At 66.8% G+C, this 19,038-nt stretch carries 14 protein-coding genes and 1 pseudogene; 7 read left to right on the top strand and 8 right to left on the bottom strand.

What is annotated here, in order from left to right:
* Positions 1 to 73 precede the first annotated feature (73 nt).
* Positions 74 to 1,039, bottom strand: coding sequence for a CHAD domain-containing protein (locus tag AX284_RS07040; RefSeq protein WP_064307123.1), 966 nt, complete (start codon positions 1,037 to 1,039; stop codon positions 74 to 76).
* A 199-nt stretch (positions 1,040 to 1,238) separates the two neighbouring features.
* Here AX284_RS07040 and pap point away from each other — a divergent pair, with 199 nt between their 5' ends.
* Positions 1,239 to 2,723 carry a polyphosphate:AMP phosphotransferase gene (gene pap / locus AX284_RS07035; protein ID WP_017641532.1) on the top strand — a complete coding sequence of 495 codons (1,485 nt, stop codon included), beginning with the start codon at positions 1,239 to 1,241 and terminating at the stop codon, positions 2,721 to 2,723.
* Between the two features lie 412 nt (positions 2,724 to 3,135).
* Here the strand turns inward: pap and AX284_RS07030 are convergent, their stop codons facing one another.
* A complete protein-coding gene (locus AX284_RS07030) occupies positions 3,136 to 3,345 on the bottom strand; it encodes a cold-shock protein (protein WP_007160189.1) in 210 nt (69 codons plus the stop codon).
* A gap of 267 nt (positions 3,346 to 3,612) precedes the next feature.
* Here AX284_RS07030 and AX284_RS07025 point away from each other — a divergent pair, with 267 nt between their 5' ends.
* The 3 genes and pseudogenes from AX284_RS07025 to AX284_RS12295 all read left to right on the top strand — a co-directional run bounded on the left by AX284_RS07025 (position 3,613) and on the right by AX284_RS12295 (position 8,811).
* Positions 3,613 to 7,083: an acyl-[ACP]--phospholipid O-acyltransferase gene (locus tag AX284_RS07025; protein ID WP_068384353.1), complete on the top strand. Its 3,471-nt coding sequence runs from the start codon at positions 3,613 to 3,615 to the stop codon at positions 7,081 to 7,083.
* Positions 7,084 to 7,179: 96 nt separating this feature from the next.
* Positions 7,180 to 7,905: pseudogene (locus AX284_RS12300) on the top strand (MCP four helix bundle domain-containing protein); the annotation flags it as partial.
* 33 nt (positions 7,906 to 7,938) lie between these two features.
* Positions 7,939 to 8,811 (top strand): methyl-accepting chemotaxis protein, encoded by an 873-nt coding sequence (locus AX284_RS12295; protein ID WP_414204870.1) that lies wholly within the window; start codon positions 7,939 to 7,941, stop codon positions 8,809 to 8,811.
* Positions 8,812 to 8,859: 48 nt separating this feature from the next.
* Here AX284_RS12295 and AX284_RS07015 read toward each other — a convergent pair whose 3' ends face one another.
* The 6 genes from AX284_RS07015 to AX284_RS06990 all read right to left on the bottom strand — a co-directional run bounded on the left by AX284_RS07015 (position 8,860) and on the right by AX284_RS06990 (position 15,225).
* Positions 8,860 to 9,810, bottom strand: coding sequence for a sugar-binding transcriptional regulator (locus tag AX284_RS07015; protein WP_064307126.1), 951 nt, complete (start codon positions 9,808 to 9,810; stop codon positions 8,860 to 8,862).
* 176 nt (positions 9,811 to 9,986) lie between these two features.
* Positions 9,987 to 10,787, bottom strand: coding sequence for an SDR family oxidoreductase (locus AX284_RS07010; protein WP_068384349.1), 801 nt, complete (start codon positions 10,785 to 10,787; stop codon positions 9,987 to 9,989).
* A 66-nt stretch (positions 10,788 to 10,853) separates the two neighbouring features.
* Positions 10,854 to 11,618, bottom strand: coding sequence for an SDR family oxidoreductase (locus tag AX284_RS07005; RefSeq protein WP_017641537.1), 765 nt, complete (start codon positions 11,616 to 11,618; stop codon positions 10,854 to 10,856).
* Between the two features lie 14 nt (positions 11,619 to 11,632).
* Positions 11,633 to 13,138: a sugar ABC transporter ATP-binding protein gene (locus tag AX284_RS07000; protein WP_068384347.1), complete on the bottom strand. Its 1,506-nt coding sequence runs from the start codon at positions 13,136 to 13,138 to the stop codon at positions 11,633 to 11,635.
* A 102-nt stretch (positions 13,139 to 13,240) separates the two neighbouring features.
* The gene (locus tag AX284_RS06995) at positions 13,241 to 14,173 is read right to left on the bottom strand and encodes a sugar ABC transporter substrate-binding protein (RefSeq protein WP_068384345.1); all 933 of its coding nucleotides are present in this window, start codon (positions 14,171 to 14,173) and stop codon (positions 13,241 to 13,243) included.
* Positions 14,174 to 14,229: 56 nt separating this feature from the next.
* The gene (locus AX284_RS06990) at positions 14,230 to 15,225 is read right to left on the bottom strand and encodes an ABC transporter permease (RefSeq protein WP_017641540.1); all 996 of its coding nucleotides are present in this window, start codon (positions 15,223 to 15,225) and stop codon (positions 14,230 to 14,232) included.
* A gap of 336 nt (positions 15,226 to 15,561) precedes the next feature.
* Here AX284_RS06990 and AX284_RS06985 point away from each other — a divergent pair, with 336 nt between their 5' ends.
* From AX284_RS06985 to AX284_RS06975, 3 genes are read left to right on the top strand one after another with little or no spacing between them, the layout of a single operon-like run.
* Positions 15,562 to 16,398, top strand: a complete 837-nt coding sequence (locus tag AX284_RS06985; protein WP_068384343.1) for a transketolase — start codon at positions 15,562 to 15,564, stop codon at positions 16,396 to 16,398.
* Positions 16,388 to 17,344, top strand: coding sequence for a transketolase family protein (locus AX284_RS06980; protein ID WP_068384341.1), 957 nt, complete (start codon positions 16,388 to 16,390; stop codon positions 17,342 to 17,344). The genes AX284_RS06985 and AX284_RS06980 overlap by 11 nt, the downstream gene beginning before the upstream one ends.
* Before the next feature lie 40 nt (positions 17,345 to 17,384).
* A complete protein-coding gene (locus AX284_RS06975; RefSeq protein WP_068384339.1) occupies positions 17,385 to 18,857 on the top strand; it encodes an FGGY family carbohydrate kinase in 1,473 nt (490 codons plus the stop codon).
* Positions 18,858 to 19,038 lie beyond the last annotated feature (181 nt).

Raw genomic sequence — 19,038 nt, 5'->3', positions numbered from 1 at the left:
CGAGACCTCGTCGTGGTGGTATGTCCTGACCTTGGACCACCACCACGTGCGACAGATCCGTCTGGCCCAGGCGTTAGACTGACGATTCTTCGACCAGGTGTGGCAACAGCCCGGCAGGGGCCTTGGCGCTCTTGGGCTTGGCTTTGCGCGACTCATAGGGGCGGCTGGCCAATCGCCAGAGGTCCCGCCAGCGTTCGGCGAGGGCGGTGGGCTTGTCCAGATAGAGACGCAGGCCCAGGGAAAAGGCCTTCGCCTGCAAGCGCTCGCGCTGCTGGGCCAGGCTCTCGCCAATCGCCAGGCGGGTATTGCTGGCGCCGAACAGCGTCGGCTCGCTTTCCAGCAACAGCTGCATCACCGCCAGGTCGTGATCGTCGCCCAGGTATTCCGAAAGACGCTTGAGGCTCTTCTGGCGCGTCTTGAATTCCGCCGGCCAGGCCGCGGCCAGCAGCTGGGTGTGATACCAGTGATCCTTCACCCGCTTGCGCCAGTCGTGCAGGGTCTCGTCGGTGGGCTTGTCGCGGGCGGTCTTGAGCGCCTGACGCCCGGCCTTGTAGTTGTCTTCCAGGCCACGGGCGAACAGCCCGAAGCCCTTGCCGGAGAGCTTCCAGCCAGCCACTTCCTCGCGCAGGGCGGTCAGTTCCTCGAGCAACTCGGGATGGCCGCTGGCCGCGGCGATCTGCTGGTCGGCGCGCTCCTGCAGGCGCTGGCGCACCCGCTTCATGGCCGGCGAAGCGAACCTCTTGCGGTCGGACTCACCCAGCTTGTCCCAGCTTTCCACCAGGGCGGCGCTGTCGCGTAGCGACGACAGCTGGCGGCCCAGGTCGCGCAGGCGCCGATTGCGACTGGCGAAGGCGCGCTTGCCCAGGGCGCCGTGCAACAGCCGCAAGAGGGCGCGTAGTTCCTTGAGGCGCTTGCGCGTCTCGTGGACGCCTTTGGGGGTACCGCTCGCCAGGGACGTTTCAGCCTGTACCAGACGATCCGTCACCACGCGGCGGACTTCCTCGTCAGCTGCTTGCCGCGCATCGAAACGAAAGGCCATCGAACTCTCCTCAATAGGTGGACTGCAGACCCGCGCTGCGCGGGAGCGTAACGGTAAGAAAGACCTCCACGACAGCGGGAGATGCCAAATTTCATCTAAACGTCATATTTCCTTCATGAGATCTAGCAGCGGGCACCGCCTGCCGCCTGGCCGGTCAGAAGGGCTATAGTTGCCCGACCACCAGAGCGAGGAGATCCGGATGTTCGAAGCCGCCGAAAACGAACACCTGCTCGACGAGGCCACCTACGACGCCAAGCTGCCCAAGCTGCGCGAAGCGTTGCTGGCCGCCCAATACGAACTCAAGGCGCAGGGCCGTTTCCCGGTGATCGTACTGATCAATGGCATCGAGGGTGCGGGCAAGGGCGAGACGGTCAAGCTGCTCAACGAGTGGATGGATCCGCGCCTGATCCGCGTCGAGACCTTTCTGCAGCCCACCGTCGAGGAGCGCCAGCACCCGCCGGCCTGGCGCTACTGGCAGCGCCTGCCGGGCAAGGGTCGGACCGGCGTTTTCTTCGGCAACTGGTACAGCCAGATGCTGCATGGGCGGGTCAACAAGGCGCTCAGTCGCGTCGAACTGGATGCCGCTATCGGCCAGGCGGAGCGTTTCGAGCGGATGCTCGCCGACGAGGGCGCGCTGATCCTCAAGTTCTGGTTCCACCTTTCCAAGCCCCAGCTCAAGCAGCGCCTGAAGCACCTCAAGAACGATCCTCGCCTGGGCTGGAAGCTCAGTCCGCTGGACTGGCGCCAGGCCAAGGTCTACGACCGCTTCGTCAAGGAGGGCGAGCGGGTGGTGCGGCGGACCCATCACGACTACGCCCCCTGGCACGTGGTGCCCGGTTTCGACGAGCGCTTTCGCAGCCTGACCGTCGGCACCGTGCTGCTCAAGGCGCTGCAGCGCGCCCTGGCCAACAAGCCGCGCAAGCAGCGCCGGGCCGCCGCCGTGCTGCCGCCGCCGGTGGATGGCCGCGGCGTGCTGGAGGCCATGGACCTGGGTCAGCGCCTGGACAAGGCCGATTACGAGGACCAGCTGCTCGCCGAGCAGGCCCGCCTGGCGCGGCGCCTGCGCGACAAGAAGTATCGCCGTCATGCCCTGGTGGCGGCCTTTGAGGGCAACGATGCCGCCGGCAAGGGCAGCGCCATCCGCCGTGTCACCGGCGCCCTGGATCCGCGCCAGTACCGCATCGTCCCGGTGGCCGCGCCCAGCGACGAGGAACTCGCCCAGCCCTATCTCTGGCGCTTCTGGCGGCACATTCCGCGCCTGGGCAATTTCACCATCTTCGATCGTTCCTGGTACGGCCGGGTGCTGGTGGAGCGGGTCGAGGAGCTGACACCGGTCGCCGACTGGCAGCGGGCCTATGGCGAGATCAACGACTTCGAGGAGCAGCTCCACGACGCCGGCATCGTGCTGGCCAAGTTCTGGCTGGCCATCGACCAGGACACTCAGCTGGAGCGCTTTCGTGCCCGCGAGGAAACGCCCTTCAAGCGCTTCAAGATCACCGAGGACGACTGGCGCAATCGCGACAAGTGGGACCTCTACAGCCAGGCCGTCAACGACATGGTGGTGCAGACCAGCACGGCCATCGCGCCCTGGACGCTGGTGGAGGCCAACGACAAGCGTTTCGCGCGGGTTAAGGTGCTGAGGACACTCAACGAGGCGCTAGAGAGGGCGTATGACAAGGGCTGAATTAAGCCCGGCTTTCGGTAAAAACGGTTGCTCAGCTCGTTATCGTGCTTTGGGGATACTTTTGTTTCGCCCCGCCGGGCGACTCACTTTTTTCAATCGCCAAAAAAGTAAGCAAAAACGCTTGCCCCGCCATCCGGCCCCGGCTGCGCCGGGGTCCGCTCTCTCCATCGTCGCTCCAAGGGCCCGCCGCGAAGGGCCTTCCTTGGCCCTCGCGACTCTCGCGGCATCCATGCCGCTCGACCCCTTACGCAACGATTGCGCTCGCCCTGTTGGAAGGGGCGTTGGCCGCGCCTGGACGTTTGATTGCCAGGTGGGGGATCGGAGTGAAGCGTGGTAAGGCTGGCTTGAATGCTAAACCCCAGAAACGAAAAAGCCCCGCCGAAGCGGGGCCTTTCTGCAACCGGATCAGTCGTTAGACGACTTGAACCTGGTCAGCTTGCATACCCTTCTGGCCTTTGACAGCCACGAAAGTGACCTTCTGGCCTTCGCTCAGGCTCTTGAAGCCGGCGCTTTCGATGGAGCGGTAGTGCACGAACAGGTCGGCGCCGCTTTCCGGGGTGATGAAGCCGTAGCCTTTCTCATCGTTGAACCACTTGACGGTGCCATTTTCACGATTGGACATGAGTATCTCCAGGTGTAGGGGGAACAACCACGTTAGCGAGACATTCGTTAACGGGACTGTAATGCGAGAGTGAGACGAGCCAGGAGATGAAAATGAAGCAACATCAAGCAGGTATCGAGTAACTATTGCAGTAGCAGTGCCCACACCATACTCGCTTTCGCGAGCTTGTATAGCCCTGATTCGCATATTTGTTGACCAGTGGCGCTGCTTGCGCTGCCAGGGCGTCTCACTCAGGCTACGGATTCCCCTGCTCGAAAGAGACTCCGCATGGACAAGCTGCACCGGATCAAGGGGGCCTGGCCCTACCTGATCGCCGTCTTTCTCAACGCCTTCGTCGATCTTGGCCACAAGATCGTCATCCAGAACACCGTGTTCAAGGTCTATGACGGTTCCACCCAGGTGGTGCTGACCGCCCTGGTCAACGGCATGATGCTGCTGCCCTTCATCCTGCTGTTCAGTCCCTCCGGCCATGTGGCCGATCGCTTCGCCAAGGTGCGGGTGCTGCGACTCGGCGGCTGGGCGGCGGTAGCCATCACCCTGGGCATCACCCTGGCCTACTATGCCGGACTGTTCGAACTGGCCTTCGCCATGACGCTGTTGCTGGCCATCCAGGCGACCTTCTATTCGCCGGCCAAGTACGGCTACATCAAGGCGCTGTTCGGCAAGCAGCGGCTGGCCGAGGGCAATGGCCTGGTGCAGGCCAATTCCATCATCGCCATCCTGGCCGGCACCGTGGTCTTCACCGCCTTCTTCCAGCTGCACCTGGGCGAGGGCCATGCCACGCCCCATGCGATCCTGCAGGACATCGCGCCGCTGGGCTGGCTGCTGGTGCTCTGCAGCCTGGCCGAGGTGGCGTTGCTCTATCGCCTGCCGCTGCTGGAAGAGCCCAAGCCGCGCGAGCCCTTCGACTGGCATGCCTATCTGCGGCTGCAGACCGCCCGGCGCAACCTGGCGGTGATCGGCGAGAATTCGGTGATCCGCCTGTCGATCATCGGCTTGGCGGTGTTCTGGTCGGTGGGCCAGGTGCTGCTGGCGAGCTTTCCGGCCTATGCCAAGGATCACCTGGGCATCGACAACGTGCTGCTGTTGCAGGGCATCCTGGCCTGCGCCGGCATCGGCATCGCCTTGGGCTCGGCGCTGGCCAGCCGGGCCTCCCGCGGGCGCATCGAGACCGGGCTGATCCCGGTGGGCGCCCTGGGCATCGCCCTTGGCCTGTGGTGGCTGCCGGCGCCCACTTCGGCGCTGGTGCATGCGCTCAATTTCGTCTTCATCGGCCTGATGGGCGGGCTGTTCATCGTGCCGCTCAATGCCCTGATCCAGTTCCATGCCCGTGAGGACCAGCTCGGCACGGTGCTGGCGGCCAACAACTGGGTGCAGAACGTCGCCATGCTGAGCTTTCTGGTGCTCACCGCGGTGATCGCTCTGCTCGGCCTGGACAGTCGCTGGCTACTGCTGCTGATCGCCGCCGTGGCCCTGATCGGCGGGGCCTACACGGTGTGGAAGCTGCCCCAGAGTCTGGTGCGTTTCCTGCTCGGCCTCATGGTCACCCGCCACTACCGCATCCAGGTCCAGGGGCTGCAGAACCTGCCGGCCCAGGGCGGGGTGCTGCTGCTGGGCAATCACATCAGCTGGGTGGACTGGGCCATGGTGCAGATCGCCAGTCCGCGACCGGTGCGCTTCGTGATGCTCAGGTCGATCTATGAGCGCTGGTACCTGAAGCCCTTCCTCAAGGCGATGGGGTGCCTGCCCATCGCCCAGGGCAGCGGCGCCGGCGCGGCGCTGGAGCAGGTGGCTGGCCTGCTGAGTGCGGGGGAGGTGGTCTGCCTGTTCCCCGAAGGCGCCATCAGCCGTACCGGCCAGCTCGGCGAATTCCGCCGCGGCTATGAAAAGGCCTGCGAGCGGGTCGGCCCGGAGGTGCGGATCGTGCCCTTCTATCTGCGCGGCCTCTGGGGCAGCCAGTTCTCGCGTTCTTCGAGCAAGCTCAAGGAGCTGCGCGACAGTCCGCTGCACCGCGAGGTGGTGGTGGCCTTTGGCAAGGCGCTGCCCAAGGACACCCCGGCCGATGTGCTCAAGCGGCGGATCTTCGAGTTGTCGATTCGCTCCTGGGAGCGCTATATGCAGGGCCTGCCGTCGCTGGCCGACGCCTGGGTCGCCAGCGTCAAGCGCCGGCCCAATGGCCTGGCCCTGATCGACGACCTGGGCGCGCCGCTCAAGGCCGCCCAGGCGCTTACCGGCGCCGCCTGCCTGGCGCGGCGGATGCGCAAGCGGCCCGAGGCCAATCTCGGCCTGCTGCTGCCCACCAGCAGTGGCGGCATGCTGGCCAACATGGCGGTGCTGCTGGCCGGCAAGACCCTGGTCAATCTCAACTACACGGCCACCCCCGAGGCCCTGGCGTCCGGCCTGGACCAGGCCGGCATCCGTACCGTCTACACCTCCCGGCGCTTTCTCGAACGCCTGCAGAAGCGCGGTCTGCCGGTGGAGGAGTTGCTCGCCGGACGCGAGGTGGTGGACCTGGAAGAGCTGCGCGCCGGCATCGGCAAGGCCGAACTACTGGCCAACTGGCTGGCGGTCCGGCTGTTGCCCACCGCTATGCTGCAGGTGCTGGTGAGCCGCGCCCACGATCCCGCGGCCACCGCCGCCATCCTCTTCTCCAGTGGCAGCGAGGGTACGCCCAAGGGGGTGATGCTCAGCCACAGCAACCTCATGGCCAATCTCAAGCAGACCTCGGACGTGCTCAACACCCAGGACGACGACGTCTTCATGGCCTCGCTGCCGCTGTTCCACGCCTTCGGCCTCACCGTGACCCAGTTCCTGCCGCTGATCGAGGGGGTGCCGGTGGTCTGCCAGGCCGATCCCACCGACGTGGCCGGCATCGCCAAGGCGGTGGCCACCCATCGCGCCACGGTGCTCTGCGGCACCTCGACCTTCCTGCGGCTGTTCGTGCGCAACACCAAGGTGCATCCGCTGATGCTGGAGAGTCTGCGCATCGTGGTGGCCGGTGCCGAGCGCCTGGATCCGGCGGTGCGCGAGGCCTTCAAGCTCAAGTTCAACCAGGACATCTACGAAGGCTACGGCGCCACCGAGACCGCGCCGGTGGCGTCGGTCAACCTGCCCGACGCCCTGGACGTCAGCTACCTGCAGGTGCAGCGTGGCGGCAAGCTCGGCACCGTGGGCATGCCGCTGCCAGGGACCGGCTTCAAGATCGTCGACCCCCAGACCCTTGCCGAATTGCCCACCGGCGAGGCGGGCATGGTGCTGATCGGCGGACCGCAACTGATGCAGGGCTACCTGAACGATCCCGAGCGCACCGCCAAGGCGATCCGCGAGATCGACGGCGAGCGCTGGTACGTGACCGGCGACCAGGGTCGGCTGGACGAGGACGGCTTTCTCACCATCGTCGACCGCTATTCGCGCTTCGCCAAGATCGGCGGCGAGATGGTCAGCCTGGGCGCCGTGGAGCAGGCCCTGGCCAAGGCGGTGGCCGATCCGGAGATCGAGCTGCAGGCGGTCAATCTGCCGGATGCCAGGAAGGGCGAGCGCATCGTGGTGCTGCATACCGGCACCCTGGACGGCGCGGCGGTGGAAAAGACGCTGCTGGCCCAGGGGGTGAGCGGACTGCTGCTGCCCTCGGCTTGGCTGGCGGTGGACAGCCTGCCGAAACTGGGGACCGGTAAGGCCGACGTGGCCGGCGCGAAACGTCTGGCGCAGACGCGGTTGAGCGAGGCGGGGGAGGCCTAGGCGATAAATCGTCCATCCGGCGCCGGTGAACCCTAAAGCCTGACGCCGTTTGGCCGATCATGAGGAGGCTAATCTTTTTTTTTCGAGGTCTTCCCGGTGAAGCTACGCTCCCTCAACATCGCCCCGCGGGCCCTGGTTGCCTTTGGTTTCTTCGCCCTGCTGGTGATCGGCCTCGGGCTGTTTTCCCTGGGCCAGAATCGCGTCATCAAGGAGGGCGAGGAGCAGATCGTCGGCAACGTGATTCCCAGCGTCCAGGTCATCGGCGAGATCCGCGCCGACCTGCTGAGTCTGCGCATGCACAACCAGGGCCTGATGCTGGCGACCTCCAACGCCGAGACCCAGGCCGTGCACAAGGCCATAGACGCGGCCAAGGCCACCCTGGAGCAGCACGTGCGCCAGTTCGACGCCCTGCTGCTGAGCGACAACGGGCGTGAGGTTTACACCCGCTTGACCGGCCAGCTGACCACCTACCTGGACAACCAGAACCGCTATCTCAAGGCGCTGGACGACCAGAACGACGCCGAGTTGCTCAAGCTCGCCGGTCAGGACGGCGAGATGGCCCGTAGCGGCAATGCCCTGAGCGCCACCGTCAACGAACTCGCCGGGCTGGTCGATGGCAAGGTCACGCGTCTGGCCGCTGCTTCCATGGCCAGCTACCACAACGCCATCGCCATCACCGTGGCGGTGATGGTGGCGGCCCTGGCCGGTACCCTGCTGCTGGCCTGGCGCTTCACCCGCAGTCTCACCGGGCCGCTGGAAAAGGCCCTGGCGGTGGCCGAACGCATCGCCGCCAATGACCTCAGTCGGTCGGTCGAGCAGGACGGGCGTGACGAACCCGGCCGGCTGCTGGCGGCCATGGCGCGGATGCAGGACAACCTGCGCGGCACCCTGGAGCGGCTGACCCTGTCGTCCACCACCCTGGCGTCTACCTCCGAGGAGATGTCGACGGTCACCGAGACCGGCCTGCGCGGCATTCAACGGCAGAACGACGAACTGGCCCAGGCCGCCACCGCCGTCAACCAGATGACCGCTGCGGTGGAGGAGGTGGCGCGCAATGCCGCTGCCGCCAGCGCCGCCGCCCAGGATTCGCGCACCTCGGCCGATCTTGGCCAGCGCCGGGTCGAGGAGACCCTCACCACCATTCACGCGCTGCACACGGCGGTGACCTCCAGCAGCGGCGAGATCGACGGCCTGGCCGCCCAGGTGCAGCGCATCAGCGGGGTGCTCGACGTCATCCGCGGCATCGCCGAACAGACCAATCTGCTGGCGCTCAACGCCGCCATCGAAGCCGCGCGGGCCGGCGAGGCGGGGCGCGGTTTCGCCGTGGTGGCCGACGAGGTACGCGCCCTGGCGGCCCGCACCCAGCAATCCACCGGTGAGATCGAAGACATGATCGGCGCCATCCAGGGTGGCGCGGGCAAGGCGGTGGACGCCATGGCCACCAGCAATCAGCAGGCCGGTGCCTGCCTGACGGTGGCCGCGGCCGCCGGCGAGGCCCTGGCCGAGATCGGTCGCCACATCGTGCAGATCACCGAGCGCAACCTGAGCATCTCCGCTGCCACCGAAGAGCAGGCCCAGGTGGCCCGCGAGGTGGATCGCAACCTCACCAGCATTCGCGACCTGTCCACCCAGAACGCCGCCGGGGCCGGGCAGACCGCGGCCGCCAGCACCGACCTGGCGCGTCTGGCCGGTGACCTGAGCGGTGCGGTGCGACAGTTCCGCTTGTAGGCAGCACAAGACAGCGCAGGCGTGCCCCGCCTCAGCGGCGCGGTGCGCTCAAGGCACCAGCGCCAGGGCCGTGCGCAGATCCACCACCAGGACATCCAGATAGCCACCCTGCAGCGCACCACGAATGGCGTTGACCTTGCGCAGGCCGCCGGCCAGACCCACCACGCGGTCGATCTCCAGCAGTTGCGGCAGGCCCACCGACACTACGGTCTCTTCACTGTCGTCCAGCACCGGCCGGCCCTGGGCGTCGAAGTACCTGAGGCAGATGTCGCCCACAGCGCCGCGGGCGGCCAGCACTTCCAGCATGGCCTCGCCATGGTAGTTGCCGCTGTTGCGTAGGAGCTGCGAAGGCTCCAACTCGCCGATGCCGACCAGGGCCACGGTGAGCCGGGCGAAGCGCTCGGTCACCTCGCGTACCTCGTCCAGTTGCAGGATGCGCTGGCGACTCTCGGGTGACTGCTCGATGCTCTGGGACGGCAACAGATAGGCCGGGCAACCGAGCAGATTGGCCAGTTGCTGGGTCAGCAGGGTGGCTTCGAAAGCCCCTTTGTTGCCGACCCCGCCGAGCAGCTGCACCACCTCGGTCGCGCCCTGGCGACTGCTGCCCCGATGCATGTGGCCGACCATGGCGCGGATGGTGGAGCTCCAGGAAGAGATGCCGATGTGGTCCTTCTCGGTGACGCTGGTTTCCAGGTAATGGGCGGCGGCCGAGCCGATGGCCTGCTTGATGGCCTCTTCGTCATCGCCGGTGGGCTCCACCACGATGGCCTGGCGGATGCCGTAGCGCTGCTGCAGCTGACGCTCCAGTTCCAGGTGGAAGTTGCGTGGCCGCTGCACCGAGATGCGCACGATGCCTTCCTTGAGCGCTCGGCTCAGGGCGCGGCTGACGAAGGATTGCGACAGGTCGAGCTGTTCGGAGATCTGCGACTGCTTGAGTCCCTCTTCGTAGTAGAGGGAGGCGATCTTGGTCAGCAGGCGTTGTTCTTCGAGGTTACTCATCCAGATTCCCGGTACCAGCGGCTAGGTCGCGCCCAGGGTCGCCAGGCCGGCCTGGCCATGACGAACCGCCGAAAAGCAGGCACGTACCTGTTAGAAAGGCGCATTTTCCCGCTATTTTCCCTCAGCCTCTCGCTGGACGCCAAGGCTTTTGCGGCCTGGGCGCCCAGGGGGCGATCTCAGGACATGATGAGGCCACCGTCCACATTGATCGCCTGGCCGGTGATGTAGGCTGCGTCCGCCGAGGCCAGGAAGGTCACTAGGCCGGCCACGTCGGCCGGGGTGCCGGCGCGCTTCATGGGGATGTTGCCGACCCATTCGGTCATCAGCTCACCCTGGCCATAGCGCTTTTCCGGGGTGGAAAGGATCTCGCCCCAGACCCGGTCGTTATAGTCCCACATCTCGCTTTCGATGATGCCCGGGCAGAAGGCGTTGACCGTGATGCCATGGCGCGCCAGTTCGTGGGCCAGACTCTGGGTGATGCCGATGACGCCCATCTTGCTCGCCGCATAGTGGGGCGTGTAGATGAAGCCCTGGCGCCCCTGGCCGGAGCTGGTGTTGATCAGGCGTCCACCACGTCCGGCGGCGACCATGCGCCTAGCCGCCTCGCGGCAGCACAGCCAGACGCCGGTGGTGTTGACCTGCAGGATACGATCGAAGTCCTCGCGCGGCATGCGGTCGAAGGCGTCGATGGTGATGATCCCGGCGTTCTGCACCGAGACGTCGATGCGCCCGAAGCGGGCTTCGGCCTGGGCATAGAGGTCGGCCACCGCCGCCTCGTCGGTGATGTCCACCACCAGCGGCAGGACTTCGGCCCCAGTATCGGCCACCAGCCGTGCAGCGGTCTCATGCACCCGCTCGGCATTGGACACCAGTACTAGATTGGCACCCTCACGACCGAAGCGCTCGGCGATACCCTCGCCGATGCCTCGGCAACCGCCGGTGATGACCACGGTTTGACCAGCGAAGCGACGTTCCACGTGAAACCTCCTAAAGTCTGGCGGCAGCCCGGCGCAGGCTGGCTGTGCCGAATCGCCAGCGACGTGTTACCAGCAGACGAAACCACCATCGACGATCAGATCCACCCCGGTGCAAAAGGATGCGGCAGGGCTGCAGAGGAAGATCGCCGGACCGACCATTTCCTCCACTTCGGCCATGCGGCCCAGCGGGGTGGTCTGCTCGAAGATCTTGACCTGGTCGGCCACCTCGGGACGGGTGTTCATGGGGGTGGCGGTGTAGCCGGGGCTGATGCAGTTGACCCGGATGCCGCGCTCGGCCCATTCCATCGCCAGGCTCTTGGTCAGGTGGATGACGCCGGCCTTGGAGGTGTTGTAGTGGGCCTGCAGCAGGCCGCGGTTGACGATGCTGCCGGACATGGAGGCGATGTTGACGATGGCCCCCTTGCCGCGCGGCAGCATGACCCGCGCCTGGGCCTGGCAGCTCAGCATCACGCCAGTGAGGTTGATGTCGAGCATGCGCTGCCAGCGCTCCAGCTCCAGTTCCTCGGCGGCTTGGGCGTTGGCGATGCCGGCGCTGTTGACGGCGAGGCTCAAGGGGCCGAGTTCGGCCTCGGTGCGGGCCACGGCGGCTTCCAGGTCAGCGGCGCTGGTCACCGAGCCTTCCAGGGCCAGGGCGCGGCGGCCGTGGGCCTGGATGCGCTCGACGGTGCCGGCGAGGTCGCGACTGCCGGGCAGGTCGAAGCAGGCCACATTGGCGCCAGCCTCGGCGAGGCCGACGGCGATGGCCTGGCCGATGCCGCTGCCGGCACCGGTGACGAAGGCGGTCTGGCCGCCGAGATCGAAGAGACGCATGAGAAAACTCCTAGTCAGGCGGTAGCCAGTTCCATCACGGCCACCGGAGTGGCCTGTTCGCGTTCGAGAATGCCCATCTGCTGGCCACGGCTCATCACCATGACCCGGTGCGACAGGCCGAGCACCTCGTCGAGATCCGAGCTGACCACGATCACCGCCATGCCGGTGGCCGCCAGTTCAGCGATCACCTGGTAGATGGCGGCGCGGGCGCCGACGTCGATGCCGCGGGTGGGCTCGTCGAGGATGAAGACCTTGGGGTTGCGCGCCAGCCACTTGGCGATGATCACCTTCTGCTGGTTGCCACCGGAGAGGGCGGCGATGGCCTGCTCCGGATGGCCCTTGACGCCGAGCCGGGCCACCGCCTTGCGAGCGAAGGCGCGCAGGCCACCGGGGGACACCCAGCCACCGGCGGCGAGCAGGTCGGTGTTGCCATAGATGAGGTTTTCCTCGATGGCATGGTCGACCACCACGCCCTGCTGCTTGCGATCCTCGGGCACCAGCACGATGCCGGCCTGGATGGCTTCGCAGGGACTAGCGAAGCGGCAGGTCTGGCCTTCCAGCGCCAGCTCGCCGGTGACCTGTTCGGCGGCGCCGGCTATGGCGCGGACCAGCTCGGTACGGCCGGCGCCGACTACCCCGGCCACGCCGAACACCTCGCCGGCGCGCACACTGAAATCGATGTCCTTGAGCGGCATTTCGCGGCAGCTCAGACCCTTCACCCGAAGCACCTCGCGGGCGGCGGGCGCGGCCATGGCCGGAAAGATGCGCTCCACGCTGCGCCCGACCATCTCTTCCACCAGTTGCCGCACCGGTACCTGGGCGGTGGCGTGCAGGGCGATCTGGCGGCCGTCGCGCAACACCAGGACCCGGTCGGCGATCCGCGCGATCTCTTCCAGGCGATGGCTGATGTAGATGAAGGACACGCCCTCGGCCTTGAGCCGCTCGACCTGGGCGAACAGCAATTCGGTCTCTTCGCCGCCCAGGGCCGCGGTGGGTTCGTCGAGGATCAAGAGGCGCGCCTTGAGGGTCAGCGCCTTGGCGATCTCCACCAGCTGCTGGGCGGCCACACTGAGGCCAGCCACGGTGCGCGTGGCGGGTACCTTCAAGCCCAGGCGATCCAGCTGACGCTGGGCCTCGGTTTCCATGAAGGCTCGATCGATGCGGCCGCCGCGCATGGGCAGGCGACCGACGAACATGTTCTCGGCGATGGTCAGCTCCGGCAGCAGGCGGATTTCCTGGTGAATCAGGCCGATGCCGGCGGCCAGGGCGGCGCCGGGAGAATCCGGAGCGTAGTCGCGCCCCAGCCAGGTCATGCGCCCACCGGTCTCGGGCGGCACCAGGCCGGCGATGATGGACGACAGGGTGGACTTGCCGGCCCCGTTCTCGCCGAGCAGGGCCAGGACTTCACCGGGCTGGATATCGACGTCCACGCCGCTGAGCACCTCGATGCCGGCGTATTTCTTGCCGATGTTTCTCAGGCTGAGGGCCGCGGGCTGTTCCAGGGGCATGACGGCGGACATGGGGCCTCCGAAGGGGGGAGCTGAAACGGTGCTTCCCTTGGGAGGCACCTGGGGCAGGAGCTGGCAGCGGCGGCCGTTACCCGCCGCGGGCCAGACGCACCGTTAGGGGTGGTTCTCGATGAAGGGGGCGACGTTGTCCTTGGTGGTCAGGATCGCCTGCTGCAGCTGCTCCTTGGGCAGCTGCTTGCCTTCCTTGAGCGCCACTGCCGATTCCAGGGCCATGCGGCCCATCTTGCGGGTCTGCTGGGTCATGGTGGCGGACAGGGTGCCGGCGGCCACGGCCTTGAGGCCGGCCACGTCGCCGTCGAAGCCGACGATGGTCACCGGATGATCGAGGTTGGCCACCTTGACCGCCTGGGCAGCGCCAAGGGCCATGGCGTCGGCGCGACCAAAGAAGACGTTGATGTTGGGGTCACGCTGGAGCATGTCCTGGGCCACGGCGAAGCCCTTGTCCTGGGCCCACTCGGCGGGTTGCTGGGCCACCACCTTCAGCTCGGGAAATTTGGCCAGGCCTTCGGCAAAGCCCTTGGCGCGATCGTTTTCCGGCGTGGTGCCGATCTGGCCCTGGAGGATGGCTACGCGGCCCTTGCCTTCGGTGACCTTGCCGACGTATTCGGCCAGGGTGCGGGCGGCGGCGACGCTGTCGCTGGCGATGAAGGTGTCACCCGGGGCATCGGGGGCGTTGCGGTCCACCGCCACCACCGGGATGCCGGCGGCCTTGGCCGCCTTGACCGGGACACCGGCGGCGGTGGCGCCGGCCGGGATATAGATCAGGGCGTCGACCTGGCGGGTGATCAGATCCTGGATCTGGTTGACCTGGGTCGCCGAGTTGCCCTGGGCGTCCACGGTGATGACCTTGATGCCCTTGGCCTTGCCCTCGGCCTCGACGGCCTGCTTGATCTGATTGAAGAAGTCGGCCTGCAGGTTGGCCACGGCCAGGCCCACGGTGAGTTCCTTGGCCTGGGCATTGAAGGCAGCGGTGCAGGTCATGGCGGCGAACAGGGTACTGAGCAACAGCTTCTTGGGGGTCAGCATGGATGGCACTCCGTTGTTATTGTTGTACTGCGGTGACGAGACGAAGCAGAGCAGACCTAGCGCTGCCCGTTACGGCGGCGCAGGGTGTCCAGGGTGACGGCCAGGGCGATGACGATGCCGATGATCACCTGCTGCACGAAGGGCGAGACCCCCAGCAGATTCAGACCATTGCGCAGCACGCCGATGATCAGCACGCCCACCAGAGTGCCGCCGACGCTGCCGACGCCGCCGCTGAGGCTGGCACCGCCGATCACCACCGCGGCGATGGCATCCAGCTCCATGGACAGGCCGGCGCTGGGCTGGGACGAATCCAGCCGCGCGGCCATGGCCACCGCGGCCAGGCCCGCCAGGGCCCCGCTCAGGGCATAGATCCAGATGGTGAGGGTGCGCACCTTGATGCCTGACAACCGCGCCACCTCGGCGCTGCCGCCCATGGCATAGAGGTTGCGGCCACCGGCGCGAAAGCGCAGGAACACCCAGGCCACCAGCAGCATCAGCAGGAAGAGGCCGACGGTGACCGACAGGAAGCCGAAGTGCCGTACTGTGGCTAAGCTGGTGAACCAGTCCGGAAAGCCGACGATCTGGCGGCCGTCGGTAAGGATGTTGGCCAGACCCCGGGCCACCGACATCATGGTCAGGGTGGCGATGAAGGCGGGCAACCGTGCCTTGGCGATGAGCATTCCCGATACCAGGCCGCACACCAGACCGCCGAGGATGGCTGCGGGAATCGCCAGGCCCAGCGGCCAGCCGATGTCCTGATAGAGCCAGCCCAGCAGCATCATGGAAAAGGCCAGCACCGAGCCCACCGACAGGTCGATGCCACCGATGACGATGACCAGGGTCATGCCGATGGCCAGGATGCCGAGCACCGTCACCTGGTCAAGGATGTTGAGGGCGTTGCGCACGGAGAAGAAATACTCCGAGGCAAAGGAGAACACGGCGATCAGCAGCGCCAGACCGATCAGCGGACCGCCGACGTTGCGGGGCAGGCGTAGCGCCAGGCGGGCGAGGGGCTTGGCGGGTGGCGAGGCGATCGGGGCTTTGGCGTCCACGAGCTTCTCCTGAGGTTATTGTTCTTGTGTAGGGCTCGCTTGAATATTTATGCGTGCCTGATTTTTAATTCAGACTCTGCCTGTTCCGGGTGGAAGTCAAGCGCCTTTTCATCGCTGTATGCCGAACGCGATGGCTTCGGCAATCCCGCATCCCGCCACGCATTCTATCCGCTCGCCAGATCGCCAATGGCCTTTCCTGGCTATTGACGACCCTGCGGATTGGGGTCTAAATGATAAATATATTTTCAGTGACGAATAAATATTCATAAGACGCCCACTGAAACCTCGGCAGGCGTCTGCTCCACTGCAGCTTCGGATACCCGAGGGGGTCGCCTGATGAATCCGTTCCAGTACGACGTCGCGCAGATTCGCGAAAAGGCCCGGCTGATCCGCCGGCACGTCATCCAGCTCAACGCCGGCTCGCCTGCCGGCGGCCATACCGGGGCGGATCTGTCGGAGACCGACATCCTCGCCACCCTCTATTTCCGCCTGCTCGACGTCGCCCCTGAACGCCTCGCCGATCCCCAGCGCGACATCTACATCCAGAGCAAGGGCCACGGCGTCGGCGGCCTCTACTGCTGCCTGGCCGAAGCCGGCTACTTCCCGCCGGAATGGCTCGACACCTACCAGCACTTCGATTCCCACCTGCCGGGTCATCCGGTACGGCAGAAGACCCCCGGCATCGAGCTCAACACCGGCGCCCTCGGCCATGGCCTGCCGGTCGCCACGGGGATCGCCCTGGCCGCCCAGCGCGATGGCAGTCCGCGCCGCGTCTATGTGCTGACCGGCGATGGCGAACTGGGCGAGGGCTCCAACTGGGAGTCGGCGCTGACCGCCGCCAAGTATCGGCTGGACAACCTCACGGTGATCGTTGACCACAACCGCCTGCAACTGGCCGGCCCCACCGCCGAGATCCTGCCGCTGGAGCCCCTGGCCGAGAAGTGGCGCGCCTTCGGCTTCCATGTGGTCGAGTGCGATGGCAACGACGTGGCCCAACTGGTGGAGACCCTGGAAGCGTTGCGCGATCACCGCGGCCAGCCCCAGGTGCTGATCGCCAATACCGTCAAAGGCAAGGGGGTTTCCTTCATCGAGGGCAAACCCGAATGGCACCACCGGGTGCCCAAGGGCGACGAGATCGCCGCTGCACTGGAGGAGCTCGACCATGGCCACTGATACCCAGATCCCGGGCGAAGCCCATCTCGCCAGCGTCATGGTCGAGGCCTTCATCGCCGCGGTGGACGCCGGCGTCGACCTGGTGCCGGTGGTCAGCGACTCCACCTCCACGGCCAAGATCGGCCCCTTCGTCAAACGCTTCCCCGAGCGCCTGGTCAACGTCGGCATCGCCGAGCAGACCCTGGTCGGGGTGGCGGCTGGCCTGGGCCTGGCCGGCAAGGTGGCGGTGACCTGCAACGCCGCGCCCTTCCTGATCTCCCGCGCCAACGAGCAGGTCAAGGTGGACGTCTGCTACAACAGGTCCAACGTCAAGATGTTCGGCCTCAACGCCGGGGCCAGCTACGGTCCCCTGGCCAGTACCCACCACAGCCTCGACGACATCGCCGTGATGCGCGGCTTCGGCAACGTGGAAATCTATGCCCCGGCCGACGGCGCCGAGTGCCGGCAGATCGTCGAGCACGCCCTGGCCCATGACGGTCCGGTCTATATCCGCCTGGACGGCAAGGCGCTGCCCGATCTGCATGGGTCCGACTACCGCTTCGTCCCCGGTCAGGTCGACGTGCTGCGCCAGGGTCACGACGTCAGCCTGGTGGCCCTGGGTTCCGTGGTCCATGAGGCGGTGGACGCCGCCCGGTTGCTGGCCGAGCAGGGCATCAGCGCCCAGGTGATCAACCTGTCGTCGATCCGTCCGCTACAGCGCGAAGCCCTGCTGGAAGCCCTCTGCGCCGCCCGCGGCGGGGTGGTCACGGTGGAAGAACACAATGCCAACGGCGGGGTGGGCAGTCTGGTGGCCGAGGTCATGGCCGAGGCCGCCCTGGGCGTGCCGCTGATCCGCCTGGGCATCGCCGATGGCGAGTATGCTGCCGCCGGCGCGCGCGGGCCGACCCGCGCCAAGCACGGCATCGACGCTGCCGGTATCGTCGCTGCGGTGCAGCGCCTGCGCTGATACGCCGGCGCCTAGGACAAGAACAACAACAGGAGCTGCCATGGCCGCCGAACCGCTGATCCTCGCCCTCGACGAGGGCACTACCAATGCCAAGGCGATCCTGGTGGATCGCGCCGGGCGGGTCGTGGCCCGCGGGTCCCGGCCGCTCACGGTCGAGCATCCCCAGGCGGGCTATGCCGAGCAGGATCCCCTGGCCATCTGGCAAGCCCTGCAGGGCGCCATCGGCGATTGCCTGGCCCAGACGGATGCCCCCCTGGCAGCCATCGCCATCAGCAATCAGCGCGAATCCGCCCTGGCCTGGGAGCGCAGCAGCGGCCAGTTGCTCGGTCCGCTGGTGAGCTGGCAGTGCAAGAGATCCCAGCCGCAGTGCGAGGCCTTGCACGCCGCCGGGCAGGGCGAGCTGATCCTGCAGCGCAGCGGCCTGGCGCTGGATCCGATGTTTTCCGCCGGCAAATGGCGCTGGCTGCTCGAGCAGATCCCCGACGGCACGGCCCGCGCCGCCGCCGGCGACATCTGCCTGGGCACCGTGGACAGCTGGCTGCTCTGGCAACTCAGTGGTGGCACGAGCTTTCTCATCGACGCGGCCAACGCGGCCCGTACCCAGTTGCTCGACCTGCGCGGCGGCGACTGGGACCCACAGCTGCTGAGCCTCTTCGGCATTCCCCGGGCGGCGTTGCCGGAGATCCGACCCAGTGCCGGCTACTTTGGCGAGACCCGTGCCCAGGGTCCGTTACCGGCCGGTCTGCCGATCCTGGCCATGATCGGCGATTCCCATGCGGCGCTGTTCGGCCAGGGCGGTTTCGTGCCGGGCAAGGTCAAGGCCACCCTGGGCACGGGTTCTTCGCTGATGACACCCATCGCCGAGCCGGTGGTGTCCGCCCATGGCCTGGCCACCACCCTGGCCTGGCGCCTAGGGGATACCCCGACCTTTGCCCTGGAAGGCAACATCGTCCACACCGGCGCCGCCGTGGGCTGGACCGCGCGGCTGTTGGGCGGCGCCGGAGAGCTGGAGGCCCTGGCCGCGGAAGCCGCGGCGCTGCCGGACAACGGCGGGGTCTATTTCGTCCCGGCGCTGGGAGGCCTGGGCGCGCCGCACTGGCGGGCCGAAGCCCGTGGGCTGTTCTGCGGTCTGGCCGAGAACTGCGGGCGGGCGCACCTGATGCGCGCGGCGCTGGAAGCCATCGCCTACCAGATCCGCGACGTCTTCGACGCCATGCAGCAGGACAGCCCGACGCCCCTGGAAGAACTCTGGGTGGATGGCGGCGCCACGCGCAACGAATGGCTGCTGCAATTCCAGGCCGATCTCCTGCAGCGGCCGGTGATCTGCAGCCTGTCGCCGGAGGTCTCGGCGCTTGGCGCCGCCCACCTGGCCGGCCACGCCCTCGGCTGGTGGCAGGACGCCGCGGCCCTGGCCGATCTCGAACGACCCCGTCGCCGCTATGAGCCGCGGGCTAATGCCGTACCCGAGCTCTACGCCGGTTGGCGCCAGGCCCTGGCGCGAACGCTGCTGTAGAGACCGTAGGTTGGGTTGAGACGACTCCATCGGCGAAGCCCAACAATACGGATTCGATCTGGGCATTATTGGGCTTCGCTGCGCTCAACCCAACCTACGGCGGCTCTCCCGAAAGGAGAGGCGGCTAGATCGTAGGTTGGGTTGAGACGACTCCATCGGCGAAGCCCAACAATACGGATTC

Source organism: Pseudomonas sp. HUK17, assembly GCF_001566765.1.
This window is presented reverse-complemented; position numbering and strand designations above follow the sequence as displayed.

Bases quoted from the DNA above. Each gene is read 5' to 3' on its own strand.
- AX284_RS07040 (WP_064307123.1), bottom strand. From the start codon at position 1,039: ATGGCCTTTCGTTTCGATGCGCGGCAAGCAGCTGACGAGGAAGTCCGC.
- pap (WP_017641532.1), top strand. From the start codon at position 1,239: ATGTTCGAAGCCGCCGAAAACGAACACCTGCTCGACGAGGCCACCTAC.
- AX284_RS07030 (WP_007160189.1), bottom strand. From the start codon at position 3,345: ATGTCCAATCGTGAAAATGGCACCGTCAAGTGGTTCAACGATGAGAAA.
- AX284_RS07025 (WP_068384353.1), top strand. From the start codon at position 3,613: ATGGACAAGCTGCACCGGATCAAGGGGGCCTGGCCCTACCTGATCGCC.
- AX284_RS12295 (WP_414204870.1), top strand. From the start codon at position 7,939: ATGGCGCGGATGCAGGACAACCTGCGCGGCACCCTGGAGCGGCTGACC.
- AX284_RS07015 (WP_064307126.1), bottom strand. From the start codon at position 9,810: ATGAGTAACCTCGAAGAACAACGCCTGCTGACCAAGATCGCCTCCCTC.
- AX284_RS07005 (WP_017641537.1), bottom strand. From the start codon at position 11,618: ATGCGTCTCTTCGATCTCGGCGGCCAGACCGCCTTCGTCACCGGTGCC.
- AX284_RS07000 (WP_068384347.1), bottom strand. From the start codon at position 13,138: ATGTCCGCCGTCATGCCCCTGGAACAGCCCGCGGCCCTCAGCCTGAGA.
- AX284_RS06995 (WP_068384345.1), bottom strand. From the start codon at position 14,173: ATGCTGACCCCCAAGAAGCTGTTGCTCAGTACCCTGTTCGCCGCCATG.
- AX284_RS06985 (WP_068384343.1), top strand. From the start codon at position 15,562: ATGAATCCGTTCCAGTACGACGTCGCGCAGATTCGCGAAAAGGCCCGG.
- AX284_RS06980 (WP_068384341.1), top strand. From the start codon at position 16,388: ATGGCCACTGATACCCAGATCCCGGGCGAAGCCCATCTCGCCAGCGTC.
- AX284_RS06975 (WP_068384339.1), top strand. From the start codon at position 17,385: ATGGCCGCCGAACCGCTGATCCTCGCCCTCGACGAGGGCACTACCAAT.